The sequence below is a fragment of the Schaalia sp. lx-100 genome (assembly GCF_021083625.1).
Classification (GTDB): Bacteria; Actinomycetota; Actinomycetes; order Actinomycetales; family Actinomycetaceae; genus Pauljensenia.
In genome coordinates this window covers 148,886-174,431 of the sequence record NZ_JAJNRP010000006.1, presented here as the reverse complement: position 1 = coordinate 174,431, position 25,546 = coordinate 148,886, and the positions used below count along the sequence as shown (strand labels likewise).

Annotated in this window: 20 protein-coding genes and 1 tRNA gene; 8 read left to right on the top strand and 13 right to left on the bottom strand. The window is 51.4% G+C overall.

What is annotated here, in order from left to right:
• Positions 1 to 80 precede the first annotated feature (80 nt).
• A complete protein-coding gene (locus tag LRP54_RS05845; RefSeq protein ID WP_231206064.1) occupies positions 81 to 875 on the bottom strand; it encodes a glycosyltransferase in 795 nt (264 codons plus the stop codon).
• 190 nt (positions 876 to 1,065) lie between these two features.
• Here LRP54_RS05845 and LRP54_RS05840 point away from each other — a divergent pair, with 190 nt between their 5' ends.
• Positions 1,066 to 1,932 (top strand): LicD family protein, encoded by an 867-nt coding sequence (locus LRP54_RS05840; protein WP_231235344.1) that lies wholly within the window; start codon positions 1,066 to 1,068, stop codon positions 1,930 to 1,932.
• Entirely contained in the window at positions 1,929 to 3,305 is a 1,377-nt protein-coding gene (locus LRP54_RS05835) for a lipopolysaccharide biosynthesis protein (protein WP_231235343.1), read from the top strand. Before LRP54_RS05840 ends, LRP54_RS05835 begins: the two co-directional genes overlap by 4 nt.
• A 146-nt stretch (positions 3,306 to 3,451) precedes the next feature.
• On the opposite strand, the gene LRP54_RS05830 is transcribed toward LRP54_RS05835, so the two are convergent.
• The 5 genes from LRP54_RS05830 to LRP54_RS05810 are packed head-to-tail and all read right to left on the bottom strand — an operon-like array spanning position 3,452 to position 8,652.
• Positions 3,452 to 4,297, bottom strand: a complete 846-nt coding sequence (locus tag LRP54_RS05830) for a LicD family protein (RefSeq protein ID WP_231235342.1) — start codon at positions 4,295 to 4,297, stop codon at positions 3,452 to 3,454.
• A 31-nt stretch (positions 4,298 to 4,328) separates the two neighbouring features.
• Entirely contained in the window at positions 4,329 to 5,453 is a 1,125-nt protein-coding gene (aepY, locus tag LRP54_RS05825; RefSeq protein ID WP_231206073.1) for a phosphonopyruvate decarboxylase, read from the bottom strand.
• Positions 5,443 to 6,174 (bottom strand): NTP transferase domain-containing protein, encoded by a 732-nt coding sequence (locus LRP54_RS05820; RefSeq protein WP_231206075.1) that lies wholly within the window; start codon positions 6,172 to 6,174, stop codon positions 5,443 to 5,445. Before LRP54_RS05820 ends, aepY begins: the two co-directional genes overlap by 11 nt.
• Before the next feature lie 9 nt (positions 6,175 to 6,183).
• Positions 6,184 to 7,479 (bottom strand): phosphoenolpyruvate mutase, encoded by a 1,296-nt coding sequence (aepX, locus tag LRP54_RS05815; protein WP_231206077.1) that lies wholly within the window; start codon positions 7,477 to 7,479, stop codon positions 6,184 to 6,186.
• Positions 7,480 to 7,515: 36 nt separating this feature from the next.
• The gene (locus tag LRP54_RS05810) at positions 7,516 to 8,652 is read right to left on the bottom strand and encodes a 2-aminoethylphosphonate aminotransferase (RefSeq protein WP_231235341.1); all 1,137 of its coding nucleotides are present in this window, start codon (positions 8,650 to 8,652) and stop codon (positions 7,516 to 7,518) included.
• A 450-nt stretch (positions 8,653 to 9,102) separates the two neighbouring features.
• Here LRP54_RS05810 and LRP54_RS05805 point away from each other — a divergent pair, with 450 nt between their 5' ends.
• The 5 genes from LRP54_RS05805 to LRP54_RS05785 are packed head-to-tail and all read left to right on the top strand — an operon-like array spanning position 9,103 to position 13,239.
• Entirely contained in the window at positions 9,103 to 9,840 is a 738-nt protein-coding gene (locus tag LRP54_RS05805) for an AzlC family ABC transporter permease (RefSeq protein ID WP_231206081.1), read from the top strand.
• Positions 9,833 to 10,162: a branched-chain amino acid transporter permease gene (locus tag LRP54_RS05800; protein ID WP_231235340.1), complete on the top strand. Its 330-nt coding sequence runs from the start codon at positions 9,833 to 9,835 to the stop codon at positions 10,160 to 10,162. The genes LRP54_RS05805 and LRP54_RS05800 overlap by 8 nt, the downstream gene beginning before the upstream one ends.
• Positions 10,163 to 10,206: 44 nt before the next feature.
• Entirely contained in the window at positions 10,207 to 10,716 is a 510-nt protein-coding gene (tpx, locus tag LRP54_RS05795) for a thiol peroxidase (protein ID WP_231206085.1), read from the top strand.
• 4 nt (positions 10,717 to 10,720) lie between these two features.
• Complete coding sequence (locus LRP54_RS05790) at positions 10,721 to 11,821, top strand: asparaginase (protein ID WP_231235339.1); 1,101 nt, start codon at positions 10,721 to 10,723, stop codon at positions 11,819 to 11,821.
• 38 nt (positions 11,822 to 11,859) lie between these two features.
• Positions 11,860 to 13,239, top strand: coding sequence for a M20 family metallopeptidase (locus tag LRP54_RS05785; protein WP_231235338.1), 1,380 nt, complete (start codon positions 11,860 to 11,862; stop codon positions 13,237 to 13,239).
• Between the two features lie 335 nt (positions 13,240 to 13,574).
• On the opposite strand, the gene LRP54_RS05780 is transcribed toward LRP54_RS05785, so the two are convergent.
• Positions 13,575 to 16,715: an LPXTG cell wall anchor domain-containing protein gene (locus tag LRP54_RS05780; RefSeq protein WP_231235337.1), complete on the bottom strand. Its 3,141-nt coding sequence runs from the start codon at positions 16,713 to 16,715 to the stop codon at positions 13,575 to 13,577.
• A 279-nt stretch (positions 16,716 to 16,994) separates the two neighbouring features.
• Between LRP54_RS05780 and LRP54_RS05775 the strand changes: the two genes are divergently transcribed.
• Positions 16,995 to 17,068: transfer RNA gene (locus LRP54_RS05775), tRNA-Gly, on the top strand.
• Between the two features lie 181 nt (positions 17,069 to 17,249).
• On the opposite strand, the gene LRP54_RS05770 is transcribed toward LRP54_RS05775, so the two are convergent.
• The 6 genes from LRP54_RS05770 to LRP54_RS05745 form a co-directional block, all read right to left on the bottom strand.
• Positions 17,250 to 18,056, bottom strand: coding sequence for a hypothetical protein (locus LRP54_RS05770; RefSeq protein ID WP_231235336.1), 807 nt, complete (start codon positions 18,054 to 18,056; stop codon positions 17,250 to 17,252).
• Between the two features lie 207 nt (positions 18,057 to 18,263).
• Complete coding sequence (locus LRP54_RS05765) at positions 18,264 to 21,395, bottom strand: type I restriction endonuclease subunit R (RefSeq protein ID WP_442984623.1); 3,132 nt, start codon at positions 21,393 to 21,395, stop codon at positions 18,264 to 18,266.
• Positions 21,385 to 22,428, bottom strand: coding sequence for a virulence RhuM family protein (locus tag LRP54_RS05760; protein ID WP_231235334.1), 1,044 nt, complete (start codon positions 22,426 to 22,428; stop codon positions 21,385 to 21,387). The genes LRP54_RS05765 and LRP54_RS05760 overlap by 11 nt, the downstream gene beginning before the upstream one ends.
• Positions 22,421 to 23,581 (bottom strand): restriction endonuclease subunit S, encoded by a 1,161-nt coding sequence (locus LRP54_RS05755; protein WP_231235333.1) that lies wholly within the window; start codon positions 23,579 to 23,581, stop codon positions 22,421 to 22,423. The genes LRP54_RS05760 and LRP54_RS05755 overlap by 8 nt, the downstream gene beginning before the upstream one ends.
• Positions 23,578 to 25,143, bottom strand: a complete 1,566-nt coding sequence (locus tag LRP54_RS05750; protein ID WP_231235332.1) for a class I SAM-dependent DNA methyltransferase — start codon at positions 25,141 to 25,143, stop codon at positions 23,578 to 23,580. Before LRP54_RS05750 ends, LRP54_RS05755 begins: the two co-directional genes overlap by 4 nt.
• Positions 25,144 to 25,401 (bottom strand): helix-turn-helix domain-containing protein, encoded by a 258-nt coding sequence (locus LRP54_RS05745; RefSeq protein ID WP_231235331.1) that lies wholly within the window; start codon positions 25,399 to 25,401, stop codon positions 25,144 to 25,146.
• Positions 25,402 to 25,546 lie beyond the last annotated feature (145 nt).

Sequence of the window (25,546 nt, the reverse complement as noted above, 5' to 3'; positions counted from 1 at the left end):
AGGCAAGCCAAATGACGAAAAAAGGGACGACCTTAACCTAGACTGGCCTCTCCACATGCGCGGGGAGGCCAATCCTTTTATCACGAAGCGTTACTATCTTGACCTTTCGCGTAAGCCACATTAATTATTCGCGCCAAAGGCTCAGGCCAGAATTTCTTCAGCATTGCTAAATCCTCAGCTCGGCGACTCTGATCCTGAATCAACTTACTGGTTTCTGAATCCTCATGAATACGATGAAGCATAAGCACCTGCGGGTTATACACAAAACTCCCATCAAGACGCGATAGGTACTCCCACGCTTGCCAATCCAAGTTCGAACGGAAATCAGAACGGAAAAGAGGCTGCTCAAACACACTTGTCACAAGTGTCACCGAAGGACAACAAATAGAACAGCCCAACGATAAAGCCCGCCGCCGAACACCCTTACGTGCAGCATGTGCAGGATTCTTCAACCCACGCAGTAAAAAGCGTTTCACACGTAAAAGCCTGTTATCTAAAACTTCATGCCCTTCACGTAGCTCCCCATAATCCGTGAAATACAACAGAGGCTGTTCTGCCTGGTTCAGCATACGTAACGCTTCTTCAGCGTAATGTGGTCGGTACACATCATCTTGATGAGCAATTGTCACCAAAGGTGTTCCAGCTGTACGCACCGCAAAATTCCAGTCACCTGCAATCCCAGCTTCACCCTCATTCACCACCACAGGGCAAGCAAACTGCGCGCAGACCGACTCAATGTACTGCGAAGGAGTCGATGTCACCACAACAATATTCGTACCGACAGTTTGCGCACGTAAGGACTGAATACATTCACCAAGAAACGGACTTTCACCATAAGCACAGACAGCAAATGTGTGGTCAGCAGGAAGAAACATATTTCACGTCCAAAACTATCGGGGATTTCAGAAACTACTACCTCTAGCATAAGGTGTACACCGACCCTTACGCGATAAACTAAGGTGCGCACGGATCGCTGATTAAAAAGCGGGTAACCGAACGCCCTAACTCCGGCACATTCTTATCAAGGATGTCCATATACATCAGATCACAAGTGAGGCACTATAGATGGCGTACAAACAGTATGATGACCCTGCCGTCCTGCGTAAATTACAAGTCGTCTCTACTTTGATCCTTGAAGAATTCGATCGTGTATGCGCCCAGCTTCACATCCCCTATTTTTCCTATGCTGGAACAGCAATTGGGGCTATCCGTCACAACGGTTTTATTCCGTGGGATGATGATATTGATGTCGCATTATTTCGTGAGGATTTTGAACGTTTCCTCCGTGAAGCTCCCGCAGCCCTTGGGGACGCTTTCGAGCTGATTGACTGGCACACTGACCCGCATTTCCCCGCATGCAACGCAACACTCGCACTCAAAGGAACATACTGCGTTCCCGACGAATTTATGAAATGCCGCTTCCAATACCCCATCAGCATCGGCATTTACGCACTCGATCAAGTCCCCCGCGACCCCAAGGTCTACCGTAAACAAGCTCGCCGCACATGGTTATGGGGGCGTTTATCTTTCCTACGAGCCACCCCACACCCGCACCTGTCCTTACAAGGTCCACAATTAGTCGCGGTCCGCTCTGCATGTTTTATCACACACTGGCTCATGAAACTCACAGGATTCTCCCCTGCGTTCATTCATCAACGCTGGGAAAAAGCTGCACGCATGGCTGAACATGACACAGCCGACGAAAAAACACTGTACGCGGATTACACTGACATGAATCCTTTAGCGTGGGCTGTCACCAAAGCGGAAGTATTCCCCCTGATTGAACACACTTTTGAAAATATCACCGTGAAACTCCCCCACGCATACGACACGATATTGCGACGCGGCTACGGCGATTACATGCAGCTTCCCCCCGAGGACAACCGTAAAAATCACCATCCTGGTCGTCTTGACTTCGGAGATTACGCATGAGTTCGTCGCCTCATGAGGAAACACCGGAGAACTTTGGCAGCAACGCCCTTCAGGAAAAGAAGATCGTAAAAGTTTCCACAAATCCTGAGCAGGAAAAAAACAGCAGCTCATCTGGTCACGCCCAACAGATGAAGAAAAACTACCTGTGGAACACACTTGGCTCCATGATGAATGCTGCTGCCAGTGTTCTCATGCTCATGGCAGTCACTCGCGCAATGGGAGCATACACGGGCGGTATTTTTTCCCTTGCTTTCGCTATTGCCCAGCAACTTCAAGTACTCGGGCACTTTGAAATCAGGCCCTACCAGGCTACAGATATGCGTGAAAGGTTTTCCTTTGGGGTCTACCTGTCTACACGCATAGTGACATGCCTGCTCATGATCGCCGGTGTTATCGCTTACGCGACCTACAGCAACGGGAAATCCTTTGAAGCCTTACTGCTGATATTTATTGCCTCCCTCAGGCTTTTTGACTCCTTTGAAGACGTATTCCACGGTATGTTTCAACAGCGAGGCAGACTTGATATTGCTGGGAAAGCTTTCTTTTTTCGAGGGCTTACTACGACAGTTTCTTTCGCCTGCGCTGTGATGGTAACCGGTGACATGCTTTTAGCGTGCATGCTCTCTTTCGTGGCTTCCAGCGTGGTCATGATCGCCTTAAATATTCTACCGGCGCGTTCATTTGTTTCATTAAAACCACATTTTCAGTGGAAAAGCATGACACAGTTACTTATCACATGTGCTCCGCTTTTTGCTGGCTCCTTCTTGCTGGCCTACCTAAGTAATGCGCCTCGGTATGGCATCGAAGAATTTATGACAAAGCAATTCCAAACATACTATTCAATTGTGTTCATGCCGTCCCTCGTCATTAACCTGCTCAGCGGATTCGTGTTTAAGCCACTGCTGACAGATCTGGCTGATCGCTGGTCCCAAGGCCATAAGAGCGCTTTCCTTAGGATCATCACGAAAGGTTTTGCTGTAGTTGCTTTGGCTTCTGCACTCACAATGGCCGTGGCCTGGCCATACGGACCAGAGTTGCTCTCTTTGATTTACAGTGTCGATATTTCGTCATATCGCCTTGAACTTGCTGTACTCATCTTCGGTGGTTTACTCAATGCTCTCGGCGTGATTTTGTACTACGCAATCGTCACTATACGTATGCAACGTTTCATTGTTGTGGGATACGGGTGCGCAGCTCTTTTTGCATTACTTGCAACCCCCTCTTTTATTCAACGATGGGGCATTATGGGAGCGTGTATCCTATACGATTCATCAATGGCTGTCTTGGCTTTCGTTTTCCTTATCGCAACCCTGTGGGGTTTGAGGCGGCATGCTGCTCACACGCACACTCCCCCTGCTGATACGCACAACTAAATGAATCCGGCTCTCCCCTTTTTTACAGGTGTACACGTTGCCGCTATAAGGAAAACATAGGCGCCATACATGAACGCCTGCCGATAGCGATATCGACAGGCGAACCTACCACATAAGACGTGAGTTTACTTCACCCACAGCGGCCACTAGTACGGGCCAAAATCAAGCCGAGCCGGGAAATGATTCTTCCGTTTTTCCAGAGGGGGAAGCTGCATGTAATCACCAAACATATCCCTCAGCATCGAATCAATTTCTTTAGGGAAACATAGTTCCATTCCCTCAAATTGCACACGAGACAAAGGAACAATATCTTTCCAAGCATATGTCTGAGTAAAACGGTTCGTATCGCACAAATAGCCGATACGTTGTGTTTTTTGGCGGGCATATCGTGTACGCGCTTCCTTTTCACGACGATACACCCATTTCTTTGACACGCGGAAAAATTTGAAAGCACCCGCAGCAGCCAGACACGCGGCTTTCATTACAGTGCCTTTCCACCCTGACATTTGAATAACCGGGTCCGGAATACTCAACAAAATACGGATATGCGCCCAAAACCACGCATCCCAAGCTTGTTTCCGATACGCCTTTTCATCATCGGCAACATTATCGAAAGCATACATATCCAAGAAAATTCCCAAATCTAAGGGAAGTTTCGACAGCGCTTCCTCGCTAAACTCAGTTCCCTTCAACATGATACGAGTTGTTGCTAAAGGATACTCAAGGTTAATGTCAGCATTCATTACCGCATACTTATCCGCATATTGTTGCTGAATAATTTCGATCAGAGTATCTAAATCACGGGTCGGCATACCGATGTCAATATCATCATCCCATGGAATAAATCCTTGATGACGCATTGCACCAATACCTGTTCCTGCTAAACCAAAATAGGTCAGACCGTGTTCCTCGCATATCTCCACGACATCTTTGAGAATACCCAGTTCGCATTGCTGAACATGATGCAATGTCTGATCGTCATACTCTTTCATATGAAATCCTCACTTTTATCCTGAGGTTCTTTCAGTTCAAAGTAGCCACATAGGACATGAAATTTTCTTTATTTTCACGCGCCGTTGTAGTGGGGCGACCTAAATCCTCACGCGCCCCAATATTGCACCGTACTTCAACAAAGACAGGACCCGACACTTCACAGGCTTTCTTTAACTCTGTATCAAGCTGCTCATAGGTGGCTGCTGAAGCCACATACTCATAACCACAGGAACGCGCAATACCTACGAGGTCAATGTGTCCCGCAACAGTCGGCATACCACCTACCGTTTCATGAGCCTCATTATTAATCACAATATGGATGAGGTGACGCGGCTTTTGCGCACCGATCAAAGCCAATGACCCCATATGCATCAAGGTCGCGCCATCTCCATCAATACACCACAGCCTTTGCTGTGGTTTTGCCAGAGCCATACCTAATGCAATAGAGGAAGCATGCCCCATCGAACCGACCGTTAAGAAGTCACGCTCGTGTCCTTGCCCCCGCGCCTCACGGATCTCAAAAAGCTCACGGCTTGCTTTCCCCGTAGTGGACACAATCGGATCATCACCTGTGACCTCAACAATGTGACGGATAATTTCTTCACGATTCATCGGGTAATTATTCGCGTATTCCACCTTGCCAGTGAAAGAAAGAGCACCTTTCCTCACAACAAAAGCCACATCAAGCCCTTGGTCTAATAGGGAACGAAATTCACGCATTGTGGCATGTAGTTCATCAGGGGTGGTATCTTTGCCGACAATACAGTAACGAATACCCATATCATCTAAAAGTTTCAGCGTAACCTCACCCTGATACACATGCTGAGGCTCATCATGTACGCCAGGTTCACCCCTCCACCCGAGGACGAAAATCATCGGAATTGCGTACACTTTCTCATGTAAAAGCGAAGCAACCGGATTAATCACATTACCTTGACCGCTGTTTTGCATATACACCACAGGGACTTTTCCTGTAGCCAAATGATAGCCCGCAGCCAAAGCCACGCAGTTTCCTTCATTTGCCGCAATCACGTGATGCGCAGGATCTGTGCCGTATGTGTGCATCAGATAGTTACACAGGGCTTTCAGTTGGGAATCAGGCACACCCGTATAGAAATCTGCACCAAGGGCATTAACAAAAGACTCAACCTGCATGATTCGTTTCTTTCAGTACGTGAGCGTAGCTCGGATCGTGTGCAACAAGTTCTTCCACCGTATCAATTTCTGATATTTGGTTTGCCTGTACGGGGCATATGCGCAGATCTAATTCCTGAATATGTTTATTGACGATGTCATCCCAGAAAAGCTGTTCATGCCCGTCCTGTTGATATGCGCGCCGAATATATTCAGCGAGGTGACGCGCGTCCTGCGCATTAAAGAAGGACAGGCCCACCATCGCGTACGTGTCGTTCCCTTTTTTCCCAACGCGCGTGATACGACCTGATGAATCGCAGTCAAAAACCCAGTCATCTGTGTGTCCCTGCACCATGCGGCCAAAGTAGCAGGAGCTTTCCAAAGGCTGGCACAGTATCTGCGGATCAGAAATAACAAGGTCGCCTTCGCAAATAAATGTCGGCCCCTCATCCAGGACATGCGCTGCCGCATAAATTGACGATATGTTGTTTTTTTCCAGGTACTCCTCGTTGTTAATGAGCGTCACCGAGGGGTATTTTTCTGTCAGAAACTGGAATTGTTCTTTCAGATAGCCCACCACGATATGCACACGAGTAACACCCGCATTCAGGAGGGCACCTATCACTGTTTCAATCATAGATGTCCCCTGAACTGTCACCAGAGGTTTCGGGGTTTCCAGAGTCACAGGAGACATACGTGTTCCCAGCCCTGCTGCCATGACAATTGCCTGAGGATGTACCATCACAGTCCCTTACAGTTCATCAATGAGGGTAATGATTTCCTTAAATGGCATGAGCTGTTCGTCTACTTCCAATGCCCGATGTGCTTTAAGAATTCCGCGAGCAGTTTCCTGCATTGCAGGGAAAGCCGCACGAATTAGCTGATTCGCGTAGATCACAATATTGACTCCATGTGCGGCCAGTTCTTCCTCTGTTGCGACATTAAACGATGTCGGCACCACAACAATCGGAGTATCCGGGTCCTCCTCACGGAAACGATCACAGAATTCGTAGATTTCCGCAGGATCTTTCAGGCGACTGTGAATCATGATTCCATCAGCACCTGCACCAACAAAGGCTCGCGCCCGCGCTAAAGCATCCTCCATCCCACGTTCAAGGATGAGACTTTCAATACGCGCAATAATCATGAAGTCATCGGTAAGCTGCGCTTTTTTGCCAGCAGCAATTTTCGCGCAGAATTCTTCGATAGGTGCTTGAGTTTGCTCTACCTCTGTGCCGAAAAGAGAATTCTTTTTCAGACCGGTTTTGTCTTCAATGATGACAGCGGATACGCCCATACGTTCCAGTGTTCGCACGTTGTACACAAAGTGTTCTGTCAGGCCACCGGTGTCACCATCAAGGATGATCGGTTTAGTGGTGACTTCCATGATGTCGTCAATCGTGCGCAGACGCGCTGACATATCAACAAGTTCAATGTCAGGCTTTCCGCGAGTTGTACTATCGCAGAGGGAACTCACCCACATAGCATCAAATTGATCGAGCCGACCATTATGGTCCACCACTGTTTTTTCTGCGATAAGTCCCGTCAAGCCATCGTGAGCTTCAATTGTTTTGACGACGGGGCTGATCTGTAAGAGTTGACGTAAACGACGGCGACGATGTTCTGGCATCGCCAGTTTTTCGCGGAGCTGCTGATCTACTTTTCGGGCTTTTTCTGTCCGCGTGTAGGAGATTTCAACCAGTTCACCTCCGAAACGTTCCAAAAGACCGAGCACATTGTCACGGATAGCTTTTTCAGGACCGTTTTGCCAATTATCGCCATGAATCACATAATCAGGTTTCAAGTCAGCAATCACGTCATCATACAAGTAGTCTTCTTGAACGATGACGCGGCTCACCCCTTCTAAAGACTCATAGAGTCGCACTCGTTCTTCTTGCGAGATCGTAGGGAATTTGTTGTAACGGATCAGAGCTTTGTCACTTAAAGCACCGAGAACAACATCTCCGTACTTTCCTGCTTGAGCAATGATATTGAGGTGTCCCTCGTGGATAACATCTGTACAGAAAGCTGTATAAGCGATAGTCATGGGATGGTCCTTACAGTAAATGCGTGAAGCTGCTGATTAATTCGTGTAGGTTACTGGAACTGCTACGCCAGTAGCTATAAGTGCTTGTTCAAAGACTTCCCAGAAATTATTGATATCTTCTGCGTCAATTGCCCCGAGTGCGCACAGACGGAAAGTTCCTTTATTGTCGATTTTCCCAGGGTAAATTGTGAATCCTCGTTCATAGCAGTAGTCATGAATTTTCTCGAAGTCCCATGCGGGGTCATCGGGATATATCACGGCAGCGACAAGGCCCGATTGGACGCGACGATCCAGCATTTCTTTCAAACCAAGGCGATCAATTCCTGCCCTGATTGCAGCCATCACTCGTTGATGCCGTTGCCATTTACCTTGTTCGCCTTCCTCAAAGTATTCATCGAGGGCTTGACGCGCAGCATAGATGGTTTGTACCGGAGGCGTGAAATGCATTTCCCCTGTTTTTTCAAAGAATTCATACTGCATGTATAGGTTGCAGTAGTAGGAACGCACAGGGAAGTTTTTGGAGGCTTCGATAATGTCGCGGCGACCAATCACGTATGACAGGCCTGACATTCCTTGTATGCCTTTTTGTGCAGAAGCCATACAGAAATCAATATTGTCCTCATACAGATTTATCGGCATGAGCGCATAGGCTGATGTTGAATCAGTGATAAAGAAAGCACCGTATTTATGCGCAAGGGCACCGACTTCCCTGACGGGATTGAGTAGTCCTGATCCTGTTTCATGGAAAGTCATGTACACGTAACCCACATCAGGAGTATCTTTCAACGCTTTTTCAATCACGTGTAAATCAGGAACATCATCAATTGGTTGTTTTACTTCAACGAAAGGCAGACCGTAGGCCGTGAGGACATCACAGGCACGTTGGCTATATGACCCGTTATTCACAACAAGGGCTTTTTTCCCTTCGTCAAGGAGGGAATTCAACACCACGTCAATACAGATCGTTCCAGAGCCGCAGAAAAGAACTGCTGTATATTCTTCAGGTTTTCCATGAACGACACGCACAAGGTCTTCGCGCAGAGGGGCCATAAGAGAGGCGAATTCTTTTTCACGAGGACAAATATCAGGAACAATCTGAGCGTATTTTACTGAGTCTGTTGTGGTTGAGGGTCCCGGGTTCAGCAGGATGTTCCTCTGTACAGTACTTGACATAAGGCATACTCGCAGGTTCATAGAGGTCATTGATCGTCTCTATCTTAGCGTGGCTCAGGCCCACATCTGGGGATGACGTGCTTTCAGGGAAGGCTTATATCCTGTTGTTTTGATTTTTTAGAGACTTCCCTTGTACGAAAGTGCATATGAACACATATTTTACGTAGCGTGTGAAGCTAAGCATGCCTTTCATTGCTGAAGTTCCAAAACCGCGTCATAACGCATGAAACACAAGAAAAAACACTCCAACCCAAGGAATACGCTGCGATACAGACACAAAAGTTCATTGCACTGACAGCCTGCACTTTGATTGCCAGCTACTTCACTTATGACCTTCAACGAGCCATGCAACTCCCCCGTCTCAGCCTTACACGCGGACAGACTCAGGGTAAGTGCTCACTGCGCGATACCTCTTTCAATCGGTAAAGCACACGAAATACCATTACTCATATGCCACACGTACTCCCCCACAGTGAAACTACGGATATTCCGTCACATCACAGCTGTTTCAGAGAAATCAGTCGCGGCATACACGCAGCACTTCCCGCCACTTTAGCAATGATTCCCCTAGGGCTTGCCCTCGGTGTTGTCGTGACACAATCAGGACTTGCATGGTGGTGGGGACCCCTCCTTGCCACATGCGTATATGCAGGCTCCCTTGAATTTCTTTTAGTAGGGATGCTTGCGGCACTTGCACCCCTCAGTCAAATAGCACTCACCGCGCTTTTAGTAAATTTTCGACATATTTTCTACGCACTCTCATTCCCCATCAACAAAATTCGCGGCATCGGATGGAAAATCTACGGCACCTTTGGCCTCACCGACGAAGTTTACGCCGTCACAGCAAGCGCCCGCCCTCACAATTGGAGCCACGCCTCTTTACTTTCCATCGTCGCAAGTATCCAATGGGTATGGATCGCTTCCGTTACCTTCGGAGCCTTTGTCGGAAACTTCATTCCGCCCTACATTAAAGGCCTCAATTTTGCCGTCACCGCACTCTTTACCGTACTTACCTTAGAATCCTACCGTTACCGCCGTTCCATCCCGATCTCAGCTCTCGCCTTATGCAGCGCACTTATTGGAATCGTTACATCACCACATAACATGCTCCTCATCTCAATGACCCTTTTTGTCACAGCCCTCATTGGACGTTTTTTCCTATTAAAACGAAAGGAAAATCGTGCCTGATTACCTGTACATGCTCATTGCCATACTGATCGCCGGCACTATCACATGGGCGCTACGTGCCTTCCCTTTCCTGATTATTGTTCCCTTAAGTAAAAGCACCCTCATTGAGTTCCTCCGTGAACGTATGCCCCTAGGAATCATGCTCATACTTGCGGTATACACACTGCATGACATCGGAAACGTTTCAGGAATATCAGCCGCCGCGACCCTTAGTTCATTAGCTGTCACAGTGCTTATTCACCTGTGGAAACACAACCTCATCCTGAGTATTTTTGCTGGAACAGCACTCAATGTGCTTCTCCACTCATGCTTTGTCCCATAAAACTCGATAGACACCCGCACGACCTTGCTGCATATACTGATGACATGGCTACAACACATCTCCAAGGAAAACTTGTCCATACAATCGGTGAGCTACCCGCTCACGGCACGCAAGCACCAGAATTTACCGTAGTTGGAAGCAATCTTGAAGATATTCAATTAAGCACATACGCCGGCTATCGGATCGTCCTCAATATTTTTCCGTCAGTTGACACCGGCATATGCGCAACATCTGTTCGCACATTCAATCAGCACGCCGCAACCTTAGAAAATACGCGCGTCCTATGCATATCACATGACCTACCTTTTGCCTTACAACGTTTCTGCGCGGCAGAAGGCATCGACAATGTCACCGTCGCCTCTGCTTTCCGTTCAGATTTCGCTAACCTGTATGGTGTTCGACTGATTGATAGTCCATTGAAAGACCTGTGCGCACGCAGCATCATCATTCTTGATACGTCAGGTATCGTCCGATACACGCAACTGGTCAATGAAATCCGTCAGGATCCTGACTACGAGCAAGCCCTCGCCGCTTTAGCTCGTATACCCGCCTGACATTATGAAAATTCTTTTCCTGTACACCGGTGGCACCATTGGGATGCGTCAGACCAGCTCTGGGCTTGCACCTGCGCACGGAATTGAAGAATGGCTGAGCAAAAACATTACCGGTTCCTCAGTCTCATACACAGTCGAGTATTACAGTCGCATTATTGATTCAGCCAATATCAACGCAAAAGACTGGTATGGGATCGCCGCGATCTGTCGCACACGAGCACAAAACTACGATGCGATCATCGTTTTACATGGCACAGATACGATGGCCTATACATCCAGCGCGCTCAGTTTCCTGCTGGCAGATATTGACATACCTGTTATCCTCACCGGCGCTCAACTACCGTGGTCTGCCCCTCAATCCGATGCGCTCAGTAATGTGCGTGGAGCATTAGCCTGCGCCACCTCACAAACAGATAATTATGCTGGTGTTTCCCTATTCTTTAACGGACACTTGCATTTTGGAGTACGCGCCACTAAACGTTATTCGGAAAGTTTCACAGGATTTATTTCACCGAATTCTGTCCTGCGAGCGCAGATCAACACGCACGGCGAAGCATCACCGATCGCACCCACGACAACCGTACACACAAACACTACTTCACCTTATATTTCAGCTCTGAGCGCCGCTTCTGACGTTACTGGTCGTTCTGTTTCTTTTGAGGACGCGCAGCACCTGCCAGATATTGTGCCAATCACTATCACGCCAGCTATGAATATGCGCCGCCTCCACGAGCAGCTACTGCCTCACAACTCGAAAGTGGATGCTCCTGATGCTGTGATCTTGTTAGCTTACGGTGCAGGAAATGGCCCTGATACGGACCCTGATTTCTGCCGTATACTTGCAGGATACTGTGACAAGGGCGGCACCCTTGTCGTTTCAAGTCAATCCCCTGTAGGTGGAGTGCATCTGGGCACATATGCAGCCGGAAATTCGCTGGCTCGTCTAGGAGCCCTCAGCGGCTATGACGCTACTTTCGAGGCCCTGTACACCAAACTGTATGTACTGCACGTTGCCGGTTTCACAGGCACAGACATACGCCATGCAATGAATCAATCACTGGTCGGGGAATTCAGCCCCCAAGAACCTGCCGCAACCGCCCTATAGAGCTGACGTATTCGATACTCGTGACGAAAAGGAAAAATATGCGCGACTTATCAAAGCCCACCACCCCCAGTGGCGCGCATCGACAGCATCTGCTCGCCGAAGGCCATGAATTCGTTGCCTCGCTCCCCGCAGCGGAAGCAATCGCTCCTCGGCATCCTGAACATAAGAAGACATTGAGCGACATTGTTGACGCTCTTGCCCCTGAACTCATTTCTCTTTCACATGCTTTACATGCGCATCCAGAAGTGGGTTTCGAGGAACACTATGCTCTTTTGCAAGTCCAAGAGATACTGCACCGCCATTCGCTCGATTCACAGGCGGGCGTGTATGACATTCCGACAGCACTGCGATCATCCATTGAATCTGACACTGCGCACACTAGCCTTACCCGTCCGGAAGGCGCTCCTGCGCATGTACCCACCATTGCTTTACTGTGCGAATTTGATGCCCTACCCAATATAGGACACGGCTGTGGGCACAATGTGATGTGCGCGCAATCCGTGGGTGCTTACCTTGCTCTTGCTGCTTTTCAACGTGAAAACCCTCAGGGCATACCTGGTCGGATTGTTTTCCAGACTACTCCAGCTGAAGAAAACTCCACCTGCAAACAAATGCTTGTCGATCGCGGCGCTTTTGACGACGTGGACGCAGCGATCATGGCTCATTCATACAATGTTGACCTTGCAGACCAAACCTGGTTAGGAATCCGTCGTTTCCGCGTGGTCTATCATGGGGTTCCCGCGCATGCGTCTTCCGCGCCTTTCATGGGTCGTAATGCTTTGGATGCAGCTGTTCTTGCATTAAATGGGTTAGGGCTGCTGCGCCAGCAATTACCGGCTTCAGATCGTATCCACGCGGTCATTGCTGATGGTGGGGCCGTAGCCAATATTATTCCTGAGCGCACAGAACTGGAAGTACGTATCCGCTCAAAGCATATTGATACCCTTGTTGATTTAGATTCACGAGTCACAGATGTGTTCAGCGGAGCAGCGTTGATGACGGGAACCGGCGTGGAAATCATCCACGATAAAGTTCCTAACGAAATGCCTGTGCGTTCCAACCGGTATTTGTTGGACTCTTTCATAACAGCGATGCGTGAACGTGGGCGTAATCCGTTACCTTTTGGTGCTGTGCCGGAAACCTTGGCTGCTTCCACAGATTTCGGTAATGTGTCTATCCGAGTGCCGGGAATACATCCGTTGGTTGCTATTGGTGGTGCTCACTTAATGTTGCATACGCGCGATATGGCAGATGCCGCATGTATGCCGACTGCGGATCAGGCAATCCTTGATGGTGCTTATGCGCTTGCGGCAACTGCTTTCGATTTCCTTACCGACGCAGATCTGCGTGAACGTGTTCAGGCAGATTTTGATGCACACGGTGGAGTTATTGATCCGCATACTCTTTTTACTGCGTAAATCTAGGCTGCTTTCGGTGTAATAGCGGCGCGGAACGAAACGGGCGGTCGATATTTTCTCAAGGATTATTGAGGAGGTACGGGCGTATACGCTCAAGACGCACGACGGGCAGGACGGGCAGGACGCACACACTCAGAGCGCACGGGTAGGACCAATGGATAAACGCGACGACATAAAGAAAAGTCGCGCACACCCTCAAGACGCACGGGTAGGACGTAATCTCGTGAAGTATTGGCCTTCGGGCAGGTACCTGAGCATAGAAAACACCTGACTGACCAGTTACGGTTCAGCCAGGTGCTTCCTTATTCATGCACTGAGAGTCTCAGGAATGATTATCAGCAGTCTTTGCGCCGACGAGCTGCTAGAACTACTGAACCTCCCATAAGCGTGAGCATTGAAGCTACAAGAACGGTTGTGAAGTCTGTGCCCGTATGTGCGAGCGTATTCTTTCGGCCGTTCTTCTTACGGGTATTCTGTGCTTCAGCATCTGCTTTGGCTTGAGCTTCTGCTCGCTTTTCAGCTTCTGCTTTGGCATTAGCCTGCGCGGTCAGCTCATCTAACCGTGCTTGCGCGCGTTCCAAGCTGGCACGCGCCTGCGCTAACTCTGCTTCAGCAGTTGCACGCTTTTGTTTTGCTTGCACATACTCCGGTGTTGTTGCAGCCGTAACCCCAGCGGCTGCTTCCTGAACAGCCGTTGCTGTCCGCAAAACCGTGGCGTATGCGGGCGCCAAGAACTCTGGCAGCGTGTAAGTTGCCGGAGCAGCCAACCATGTACGAACACTTGGCAGTGATTGAGTATTTGTCAAGTGTGTGCGTGCAGCAGCAAGAGCTGTTTCTGCGTTTTCCTGCGCGGTAGTCGCTTCTGTCACCGCATTATTTGCAGCATTAGCCGCAGCGGTATCTGCTGCAAGGGTTTGATCTGCGGCGGCTTTCGCTGCTTGCGCGGCTTCCAATGCGGCCTGTGCTTCTTCCAGAGGTTTCAGCAATGCAGCAGCTTGCGCAGCGTTACGAGCTGCTGTTTGCGCAGCTGTTTGAGCGCTATTATTTGCTGCTGTTTTCTCTGCAACAGTGGCAGATGCAGCGGCCGTTGCTGCTTGGGCAGCGGTTTCCTGAGTCTGTGTCGCAGCAGCCTCAGTTGCGGCGCGAGTCTGAGCATTTTGTGCGGCACTCAGCGCTGCTTGTGCACTTTCAAGAGCTGCTTGCGCTTCCTCCAGTGCTTTCTTTGCATCTTCCTTAGTTACTGCAACTGCATCAAATTTTCCTTGCTTTTCATCTTTCTTTTCAGATGCTGTGCGAACAGCATTTTCCGCAGTTGCAACATTCTCGTCTGCTGTAGTTTTTGCTGCTTGCAGTGGGGCAAGATCCGCTTGCGCGCGACTTACGGCTTGATCTGCCTCAGCACAGGCTGCCTGCTGTTTAGGTTGCGCGGTTTCAGCGGCCTCACGTTCAGAAACAGCGGTCTCATACGCTGTTTTAGCCCGTTCTTTTGCTGCCGTCGCTTGCTCCAAAGGAAGCGCACGAGCTGCCCGTGCTTGTGCGGTATCCGCAGCACTTTGGGCCTGAGCTAGTTCAGCAACCGCAGCATCATGAGCAGACTTTAACTGAGGATCACCGTTCGTCTTTTTTTCACGCAGATCATTCATGTACTGAGTCAGACGATTCCTGTACTGCTCAACCGTGTAGGTCTGTTCCCCCGCAGGAGCCACAGCAAAAAACTGTTCAGCCACTACTGAGCCAGAGCGATACCCAAAGCCTGTGTATAGGTAGTCAGACTTCATCAAAGACTCATAATGCCCAGTTGTATTGACCAGCCAACGACCATAACGTGCCGAAAGATTATCACCATAGCCCACAGGCCCATGATGTTCGTCGTAGAACTGTTTTTCAGCCACGTACCAACCGTCATAAGCATCGTCACTCCACGCGAGGTTTTCGCCGGCCCCTTGAAGGCCTGCCAAATCAAGCCCCCAGTTACTTGAATGACCAAAACTAATATCGCGAGAATAGTTCGCATTAATCTGCGCAATAGCCATTAGGTGATCGGTCACCTTCAGTGCCGAGGAAGCAGGAAAATTATTGTCACCCGCTTGACGGTAGACGTTACCTTTATCAATAAAAGTCAAAGACTTCAACATATTATCAAGCGAGGTTGCATCATTCACCGCACCCACAGTCGTGAAATTAATAATCGGTGTCTCAGCCTGTTCGCCCTGAAGATTACGACGGACTTTATAGGTCGTCTTAAATTCTTGCAGCGCTTTAGTGGACCCGTTCTGTTCAAAGAAACCTACAGAACCTTTATCCCACTGTGCCTGAGCTTGAGCTTTAGAAGCATCAAGAGCGGTCTTTGTTTCCTGCTCTTTTCTTTGTTTCTCTTGCAATGCCAGGTTAGCTGTGGTCAGATTTCCCGCAGCCGCGACACTTTCAGTTTCAGCCGCAACAGCAGCTTTATGTGCCTCATCCGCAGTTTTTTCAGCTGCCCGCTTATCTATCACAAGCTGATCGGCCGCCGCACACTTTTCGTGCTCAGCAGCAGCACGTGCTTGCGCCTGCTCAATGACCTGACGCTGAGCAGCAACAGCGTTGGCCGCTGCTTCCTGAGCAGCACGCTTTTGTGTCAAATTTTCACGAGCCGTTGTTAATTCTGCTTGCGCGGTATCTAAAGCTTCTTTCGCTTCACGAAGGGCCGCATCAGAATTAATGACAGCTTCTACATCCGATTTCTTTTGCTGTGCTGCCGCTAAATCTGCCGCCTTTTGTTGAGTAACCGCAGTTGCAGCCGCCAGTTGAGCATCAGCTGCTACACGAGCCGCAGTTGCCCGCATTAAAGTCGCGTCCGCTGACGACTTTGCACTCTCGGCCTCAGAAAGTTCCTGCGCCGCAGTCCTGGCCTGTGCCGCCGTTTCATCCGCGCTCGCCTGACTTGTTGCCGCCGTATTCCGCGCTGCCGTTAAATCCTGCTCGCTGGGTGCAGCCGCCTGAGCCTCGGAAAGTTTTTGCGCTGCTTGATCTACAGCATTTTGTGCCGCTTGTTGCGTTTCCTTTGCTGCTTGAGCTTTTTCCTTAGCTTGAGCAAGCTTTTCTTGTGCTGCCGAAGCAGCAGCCTGTGCCTCAGCTACGCTAGTTTCAGCTTTCTTTAGCTCATCTGACAAAGCAGCTTCAGCTGCCGCCAGCGCCTCATCAGCACCTGCCTGTGCAGCTTTCAAAGCCTGCGCTGCCTTCTCATATGCTGCGATAGCTTGCGAAGTTTCAGCTGTCACATCAGCTAAATGAGATTCAGCTTTTTCCACAGCAGCCTGCGCCTTTGCAACAGCTGCTTGCGCTTGTTCTATTGTGACAATAGGTCCTTCAGTCTCTGATGCTATTAGAGGCGTCGCGTCCTCCGAAACAGCCGCTGCAATACTCGCCGGAGCAAGCAGAGCAAGAGTAACGCCAATAGCAACCAAAGTTTGCCGAGTACGTATTGAATATTGCATTGGGCCTCGCCCCCCCCCATTGATTATGAGTGAGATTACCTGTCAAGCCTAACAATTATCACGAAAACTCAAACCCCTCAGACGAATTTTGAGAGGAACACCAAAAGAAACACGAAGCACAATTACCGAGGAAACACCCCAGCACCTGTATCATCACGCATATCTCACATGCCACCACGCGCAGGTCACAACAAAACACTGCGGGACGTATGGACGTAAAGCACACTGATCGGTATGATGTACGAGTGCCTTCACCGGCGCACAGAATCTCAAATTCTTGCGGGCGTAGTTCATCGGTAGAATGGAAGCTTCCCAAGCTTCAGAGGCGGGTTCGATTCCCGTCGCCCGCTCCACTCTATGACCTCGGATTTGATAAAGCTGAGGTTACGTTGGCAAGTATGCCCTTGGGAGTCTAAATTTCGGCGAGCGTTGACGAGTTCATGTTTTGCCTAGATTTCCCGCTATTGCGACTTGATCCAATCCACTCCCGGCTGGGAGTATGCGGGCGTCTACGACGGGCGAGGATTACTGGTTTTATGAATTGAGATATTCGTCTATTTCCTTGCGGCGATTCTTAATTCTGTCAGTCATCGCTTCTACAAGTTTTCGCCAATCGTCAAGCGACTTAATTTTCTTTTCAGGTAAAGGTATTAACTTGTCTTCGTCGTCGAGCCACTGCTCCAAGAACAACCCTTTTCTACCGTACTTATCGAAAAGCCGCCCGAATGCTTCCCTATATTCAGACAGCTCTCCACATTCCTCTTGAGGTAGGTACACGTGTTCAAGGGTGAGATCCCAGTAATCCTGAACGGTTGCATTTATTCCTCGTGCGCCGTTCAAACCTTTAGGCACGATGATGAGGTTCGCTCGCGTGTAAGCCTGACGGATAAACTCATTCAGGCTAAAATCGCCATCCTTATAGAAGGATCGAAAGGCTTGTTTATCCTCTTCCTTTTCTAAATCATGAAGCAAAATGGGTGCGTAGGTTTTTATTCCTCCAATGCCATCACGTGCTCTGGGAGGAAAAAGATCTGTTAGCCCTTCACTCTTCACGAAGATACTGAGACCTTTCCGTAGTGTGGTTGCGACTGAACACATCCAGTCACCGGTGACGCAGAGTTTTGAGTTGTCTGCCAACTCAACGAACGTCTTTTCTTCGGGGATGTCACGCCAGAAAGACCGATAAAAATCCCACTCTGTTGTGTCAGGATCTTCAACTCCTTTACCAGTTTTGTATTCCAACCAAGTTTTCAAATGAAACGTAGGATCTTCCATCTCGTTTGGAAAAGCTGAGCTATCAGGGGATAAAAGAAATTCATTGAGATCGTACTTTTCACTCATGCTTCTTACCTTACTTTGGAGGATGCTCTGACGGGTTTGTTTTCGTGGTTACATCATGGGATGCCTCAGAATTTGAGGGCTCACTTGGCTCCGGTTTCCTCGGGACATTCGTTTTTCTTTGGTGACACGTTATCTGGCCGATCGGTGAATGAGCGTACGGCGAACGTACCCCTTCCACTGAAAACGCGGAAGAGACACGGCTCACACTTAGTCCTGCTCCTCAGTAGCTAAGTGTTCAGCTTGTTCGATGACGAGCTGCACGGCTTGCTCGCGCTTGTCCGGCGGGTACTTGTACTTGGCAAGCAGTCGTTTGATGCGCGAACGCATGCGAGCCCGCACGGATTCTTTGACTGTCCAATCCAAGGTAGCAGATGAGCGGATCGTGGCCACCAGTTCCCGAGCGATCGTCTTCAGGGTTTCATCACCCATTTCGAGGATGGCGGAGTCATTTTGGATGATCGTGTCGTAGAGGGCGATCTCTGCTTCACTCAGTCCCATCTGCTGGGCGCGTTCGCGGTCTGCACGCATTTCCTTGGCCAGATTGACCAACTCAGCGATGATCTCTGCCGTGGTAAGCGACCGGTTGGTATAACGCGCTAACGCATCACTGAGCATCTCGGAGAACTTGCGCCCCTTAATCAGGTTCTTCCGGCTGACGGTGCGAATCTGATCCCCCAACAGTCGCCGCAGCAACCCCAGCTGAAGGTTAGGAGTGGTGGAGTGTGCAACAGAGTCCAAGAATTCATCGGAAAGCAGGGAAAGTTCAGGGGAGTCCATTCCAGCGAACTGGAAGACGTCAATCACCTGATCTGAGGTGACCGCATCGTTGAGCATCTGCCCAAGGACGGTATCGAGGTTGCTTCCCCCGCGCCGTGATTCACCCGAATCGGGGCTCTGAATCTTCAATACCGCGGCACGCACATCAGTGAACATGCGTACGTCATTGCGGATAGCCTCAGCTTCAGACCGTGAGGCCACGAGTGCGAACGCTTTCGCTAGGGCGAGCACTTGATCGTTGTACCGGGCGGTGAGATCCGGGTCAGATAGGACGTGATCCAGGACTGCAGCGTACTGAGCCAGACGATCCTTTGCGGGCAAGTCCGGTGAAGAATCAAAGGTGATACTGTGGAGCATCCCGCGCACCACGTCATGCTTTTCCAGCATAACGTCAACGAGCTCTTGAATAGGCACACCCGCCTGTTCACGGTCTGAGGGCGAATACACGCTCAAGGCCTGTTGGAGGGATGCGAACAGGCCAATATAGTCGACAATCAATCCACCGGGCTTGTCTTTGAATCGCCGGTTGACCCGGGCGATTGCCTGCATGAGCCCGGCCCCTTGCATGGGCTTATCCACGTACATCGTGTGCATGGACGGCGCATCGAAGCCGGTGAGCCACATGTCGCGGACGATGACGATTTCCAACTCGTCATCAGGGTTCTTCGCGCGGAGTTTGAGGTCACGTCGCTCATCTTTGGAGTGGATATGCGGTTGGAACTCAGCGGGGTCAGCAGCAGAGCCCGTCATCACGACCTTGATACGGCCTTTGTCGATCTCATCGGAATGCCACTTGGGGCGTAGAGCCGTGATCTTGTTGTACAGGGCGACGGCGATACGGCGGCTCATCGTCACGATCATTGCCTTGCCGGCCATTGTGGAACGGCGCTTCTCCCAGTGGGTCACGATGTCCGCGGCAATCGCATCTAGCCGCGCCTCCGCACCGACGAGAGCTTCCAAGCGAGACCACTTGCTCTTGGCCTGCTCGGATTCTGTCTCGCTCGCCTCACTTGCCTCATCCACCAATGCGTCAAGGCCCTTGAGCTGCTCATCGTCGAGAGCGACTTTCGCCAGACGGGATTCGTAGAATATCTTGACGGTGGCCCCATCTTCCACAGCGCGGGTGAGGTCGTAGACATCGACGTAGTCACCGAAGACTGCGCGCGTGGAACGGTCATTAGTCTCAATCGGGGTGCCGGTGAAGCCAAGGAAAGTGGCGCCCGGCAACGCGTCACGCAGGTGTTTGGCTAGTCCGGCTTTCAACCTACCTTGGCTGTCGAGGCTTTCCTCGAAGCCGTACTGGGATCGGTGCGCTTCATCGGCGATGACGACCACGTTGCGACGGTCGGTGAGGACAGGGTTGGTGTCACCGTCTTGGCCGGGCGCGAATTTCTGTAGCGTGGTGAAGATGATTCCACCCGAGACTCGGGTCAACAGGCGACGAAGATCATCCCGGCCAGTTGCCTGTACTGGAGTTTCAGGCAGGATCTGCGCTGGCGCGAACACCTCACCGTAAAGCTGGTCATCGAGGTCGTTACGGTCGGTGATGAACACGAGGGTGGGGTTAGTCATGCGCGGGTCACGCATGAGCTTGGCAGCGTAGAAAACCATCTCGAAACTCTTGCCTGACCCTTGGGTGTGCCACACCACGCCGCCGCGTTTGTCCCCGCCGGGACCTGCGGCGCGGACCGTTGATTCCACAGCAGCGTTGACGGCCCAATACTGGTGGTACTTTGCGATGCGTTTAATGATGGCGCGACGTCGTTGCCCGGTTGCCTGATCGGTGACCGACTCATCAGAGTAGACCACGAAGTTTCGCAGGATGTCGAGGAACCGCTCGGGGGCGAACACGCCCTTGAGCAGTACCTCAAGGGCAGGCCGGTTCGTAATGACATCTCGCCCGTCGATGGTCTTCCAGGGCGCGTAGTGCTCAAACCCGCCAGTAAAGGAACTCATTGCCGCACTGGTCCCATCAGAGATAACAGTGACGACGTTGGGGATGAATACGCTGGGGATTTCACGCCGATAGGTCTGAATCTGGTTCCACGCGTTGCGCAAAGTCGCGTTCTCATCGGCCGGGTTCTTCAGCTCCAGCAGGCCGACGGGCAAGCCGTTGAGGAAAACAAGCACGTCAGGGCGGCGGTTGTGACCGGCTTCGATGACGGTGAACTGGTTGAGCGCCCGCCAGTCATTATTCGCTGGGTTATCAAAGTCGACGAGCCGTAGGCGCACCGTGGAAGGCCTGCCGTCATCCCCGGTTATCTCAACCGGCACCCCGCGCACCATCAACTCATGGAGCCGCTGGTTCTCAGTCATCACGTCCTGTGACTCTGCGCGCTGAATTCGCACCATAGCTGCACGGATAAGATCAGGAGCAGCAGCAGGGTTGAGTCGGGCGAGTGTTTCCGCCACATACGACCACAACACGCAGTCTCCGGGCGCCTCACGTAACTCACCCACGGCTGCGTCCACGGGCGCGTACCCGGTACGGTAACCGATCTCCGCGAGCCATTCTTTCGCGGCCTGCTCCACAGTTGATTCGTTGAATTTGTCAGTGAGCATCATCATTACCTGCATCGATGGCTTTGTGCGCCTCAGCGGCAAAGCGGTCAAAGTCTGAGACATAGCGGGCGTCTTGTATCTTGCGGAACTCCGCGAATTCCCTAAGGGCGTAGTCATCAGCCATTTTCTTGCTGATAGTGCCGGCGTTGTCGAGAATCTCGCGGGCGTCCAGCGTGAGAACTTGGTCGAGAAATTCCACCCAGTTTTCCATTGTCGTGGTGATCTGACGGCGTGCTCGCGACTCCGCCAGATTGAGGTATGCCTCTACTAGGGTCCCCAGCTCCTTGAGTTCTTTCGCGGTGAGGTAGTTCTTGCCGATGGTGACGTCGCTGCGGAGGATCTTGCCGTCGGGGCTGTTCTTCCATGAGGTGAGGCCCATGTGCGGCAGTGAGGCGTCAGCGCGTTGTTTGATGAGTTCTGCGGCGGTGTGGCCGTGGACCGCGTAGTGCATTTTGTTCTGCACGGTGGCGAAGAACCTTTTAGCAAGCGGGGAGGAGGAATCGTAATCAACAGCGGTGGCGAAGATGTCCGTCACTTTCTGGTAGAAGCGGCGCTCGGAGAGGCGGATCTCTCGGATCTCCTCGAGGAGCTGCTCGAAGTAGTCCACACCGAGGATCTCACCTTGTTCCATGCGCGCGCGATCTATGACGTAGCCGCGCAGTGTGAAGTCCCTCAGTACCTTGGTGGCCCACTGGCGGAACTGCGTTGCCTGTACTGAGTTCACCCGGTAGCCCACTGAAATGATTGCGTCGAGGTTATAGTGGTCGATATTGCGTGTTACTTGCCGGGAGCCTTCGGATCGAACTATCCGGAAATTCCGGACAGTTGCCTCTACCTCGAGTTCTGCGCTGTTGTAGATGTTGCGTAGGTGTTCACTGATGGTGCGCACATCCACGCCAAACAGCTGCGCCATGAGCTTCTGCGTCAGCCAAATCGTGCCATCCTCGTAGCGCACCTCGATACTGCCATTCGCTTCGCTAGTGAAGACGAGAAACTGAGAAGAGGAGACCTCCACGCGCTTATTCTCAGACATCCACGACCTCCTCATCAAGAGCTTTGTTCACGAGCTGTCCAGCCTCATCCACCCTCATCCGCCCACTCATGAGCTCAGGCAGGAGAGAGTCTCGCAACGCAGCGAGGCGCAAAGATTCCAGTTGCGCAGAAATAAAACGATGCCACAGAGGTTCACATAGGTGATCGAGCCGTTCAAGCCTCATAACTGGAACTTCCACGAATGTTTCATTCAAGTGTTTGCGCTGAATGTGTCCCATAGTCGTCGCCTTGTCAGCAGCAATTGATCTAAAGTCGTTTAGTGCCTCATTCAATCGATTGTGAACCAGCCAAGCAGGGAAGTCAGTGAGAACAACTTTGAAAATATGTTGATTAACGATCGCTTCCTCGCGAACCCACACGTAGACACCCAGGGAGCCGGACCATGACATCAGAAGGTCACCAAGGTGGGCCAATCGATCACCCGGCACATCGATGTCGTTGTAGATTGTGCTAGCCCCCGGCCCAGAGTTCAGGTCTGCAATTCGTATAACCATGCGACCAGTCCCAGAAGCCCCTTTGGTATAAGCTCCGCCATTGACGAACTTTGCGAGTTTGCTCACGGGAAACGAATCCCCAGAACCTTTGGACAACTCACACTTAATCAGTGCATCAATGAGGTTAGAGATAATCGCTGTCAAGTTGCGGTTGGATTCGATTTTGTCGTTCAAGGCCCCCAGGAGTCCAGATATTTCGGTACGGACCGCTGCGGAAGGTAAGGCAACTGGCAGTTCAGACAGTTGGAGACGTGACACATTTGGAAACGTCGAGCCGGTTGCAGCTGCGAGGAGTTCAGGCAACAAAAGATCGATTGCGCCACGCACGAAGTGTCGTTCCTGTGGATTGATCGCACTTATGGATGCAATTCCACGTCCGATTGCGTACTGCTGGTCTGCCCAGTTCATCCGACCGGTCGTGCTTCCACGGACACAGAACAGTATGTCGCCTGGCTCTGCTGTCTTGGAGAAGCTTGTCGACCACTGTACTGGCGTTGGGTGGTAGTTTCCGAATTCTGTCGGACCATTTAGGAGCGGCAGGCCTTCCTCCGTCGTACTTACGAATTCCTTCTTTGGGGACTGGCCCATAGTCACACGAGCGATGTCAGAGAGAACGCCCTCCTGAAATACAACGCTCATCGGAGCGCCTCCAAACGCGTACGAATCTCGGTCTCGAGCTCGCGTCCTCGCTCAAACTCAGCAAACAGTTCTGCCTTGAGGCGAGTGATCTTCTCGTCGACTGGTTCATCGTCAGTTTCAACTTCGGCAACGCCGACGTAGCGGCCCGGGGTGAGGATGAAGTCGTTGTCCCGGATGTCCTCGATAGTGGCTGCCTTGCAGAATCCGGCCACGTCCTCGTAGTTCTCGTGTGCCTCGCGGGAGCGCCACGTGTTGTAGGTGCTGGCAATGCGTTCGATGTCCACCTCCGTGAGCTGCCGCTGTGCGCGGGTAATCATTTCACCCATATTGCGGGCGTCAATGAAGAGCACTTCACCGTGGCGGTCACGATGCCCGTTGCCGTGCCGGTTCTTTGAGAGGAACCACAGGCACGCAGGAATCCCCGTGTTGAAGAAAAGCTTATCGGGTAGCGCCACGATACAGTCCACGAGGTCTGCCTCGACCAACGCCTGACGGATGGTGCCGTCCGTCTTCGCTTTGGACGAGAGTGCGCCGTTGGCCATGACGAAGCCTGCTGAGCCTGAGGGGGCGAGGTGGTAGAGGAAGTGCTGGATCCACGCATAGTTTGCGTTGGAGTCGTTCGGTGTGCCGTAAGCCCAGCGTGGGTCATCCTCCAAGACTGCCGACCAATAGCCTTTGAGGTTAAAGGGCGGGTTGGCGATGATGAAGTCCGCGCGCAGGTCAGGGTGTTGATCTTCGGTAAAGGTTTCCGCGTCACGCGGGCCAAGGTCTGCTTCGATGCCACGCAGCGCCAGATTCATCTTGGCTAGACGCCACGTGGCGGCGGCCTTCTCCTGACCGTAGATGGAGAGAGCATCCCGGCTGCCACCGTGGGCTTCGACGAAGCGGGCTGACTGCACGAACATGCCGCCGCTACCGCAGCACGGGTCATAGACGCGGCCGCTGAAGGGTTGGAGCATTTCGACGAGCAGGTTGACCACGCTGCGCGGCGTGTAGAACTCGCCACCGTCCTTGCCTTTCTCTGAGCCGGCGAACATGCCGAGAAAGTACTCGTAGACGCGGCCGAGGATGTCGTCGGCTCCGTGATCGGCGTCCGCACCGAAACCGATGGAGCCGATGAGGTCGATGAGCTCGCCGAGCATTTCGTCCTTAAGGTCCTCACGCCCGTAGTTGCGCGGTAGCACACCTGTCAGCGTGGGGTTCTCGCGTTCGATGAGTCGCATCGACTCATCAATGGCCTGACCAATACCTGGCAGCTTGGCCTTGGCTTGCAGCTGCTCCCACCGGGCACCATCAGGAATCCAGAAGACGTTCTCGCCTGAATATTCGTCCCGGTCTTCGAGGAATGACGAGATCTGGTCCTCTTCGATGCCCTCGTCCACGAGCTCCCAAGTAAGCTCTTGGCGTCGCTCGGAGAACTTGTCGGACACGTACTTGAGGAAGACGAGCCCGAGAACCACATGCTTGTACGCGGACGCCTCTTGGTTTCCTTTGGCGCGCATCGACTCTGCAGTTTCCCACAGAGTCCATTCGAGCGTCTTCGTGATCTTCTTCGGTGGCATTTATTGTTCTCCCTTAGTGTCGTCTATAGTCGCTTCTGGCGTCTCAAGAGGCACAATTTCGCAGATCTCGGAAATATCGCTGCCGAGGACTTCACATATGCGTGCAAGGACTTCAGTGGTAGCGTTCCCGCCTTTGTTGAGCGTGTCCATGGTTGCCGGGCTGAGGCCTGCGAGGTCTTGAAGCCGTGTCTTGTTGAGGTCCTTATCAATAAGGAGTTTCCACAACGGCTTGCAACTGAAGATACGGCTAGTTACCATCGGCCGCCTCCTAGGTGTCCCACTTTTTGTCCCAGTTGTCCCTCTTGTCAGCCTCGTTCAGGGCCTCACTGCCCCTTTTTTGGGACCCGTACTTTAAGTTTGTGAGGTCAGGGCCGAGGTATCAGGCACTCGAAGCTGGGAAGAT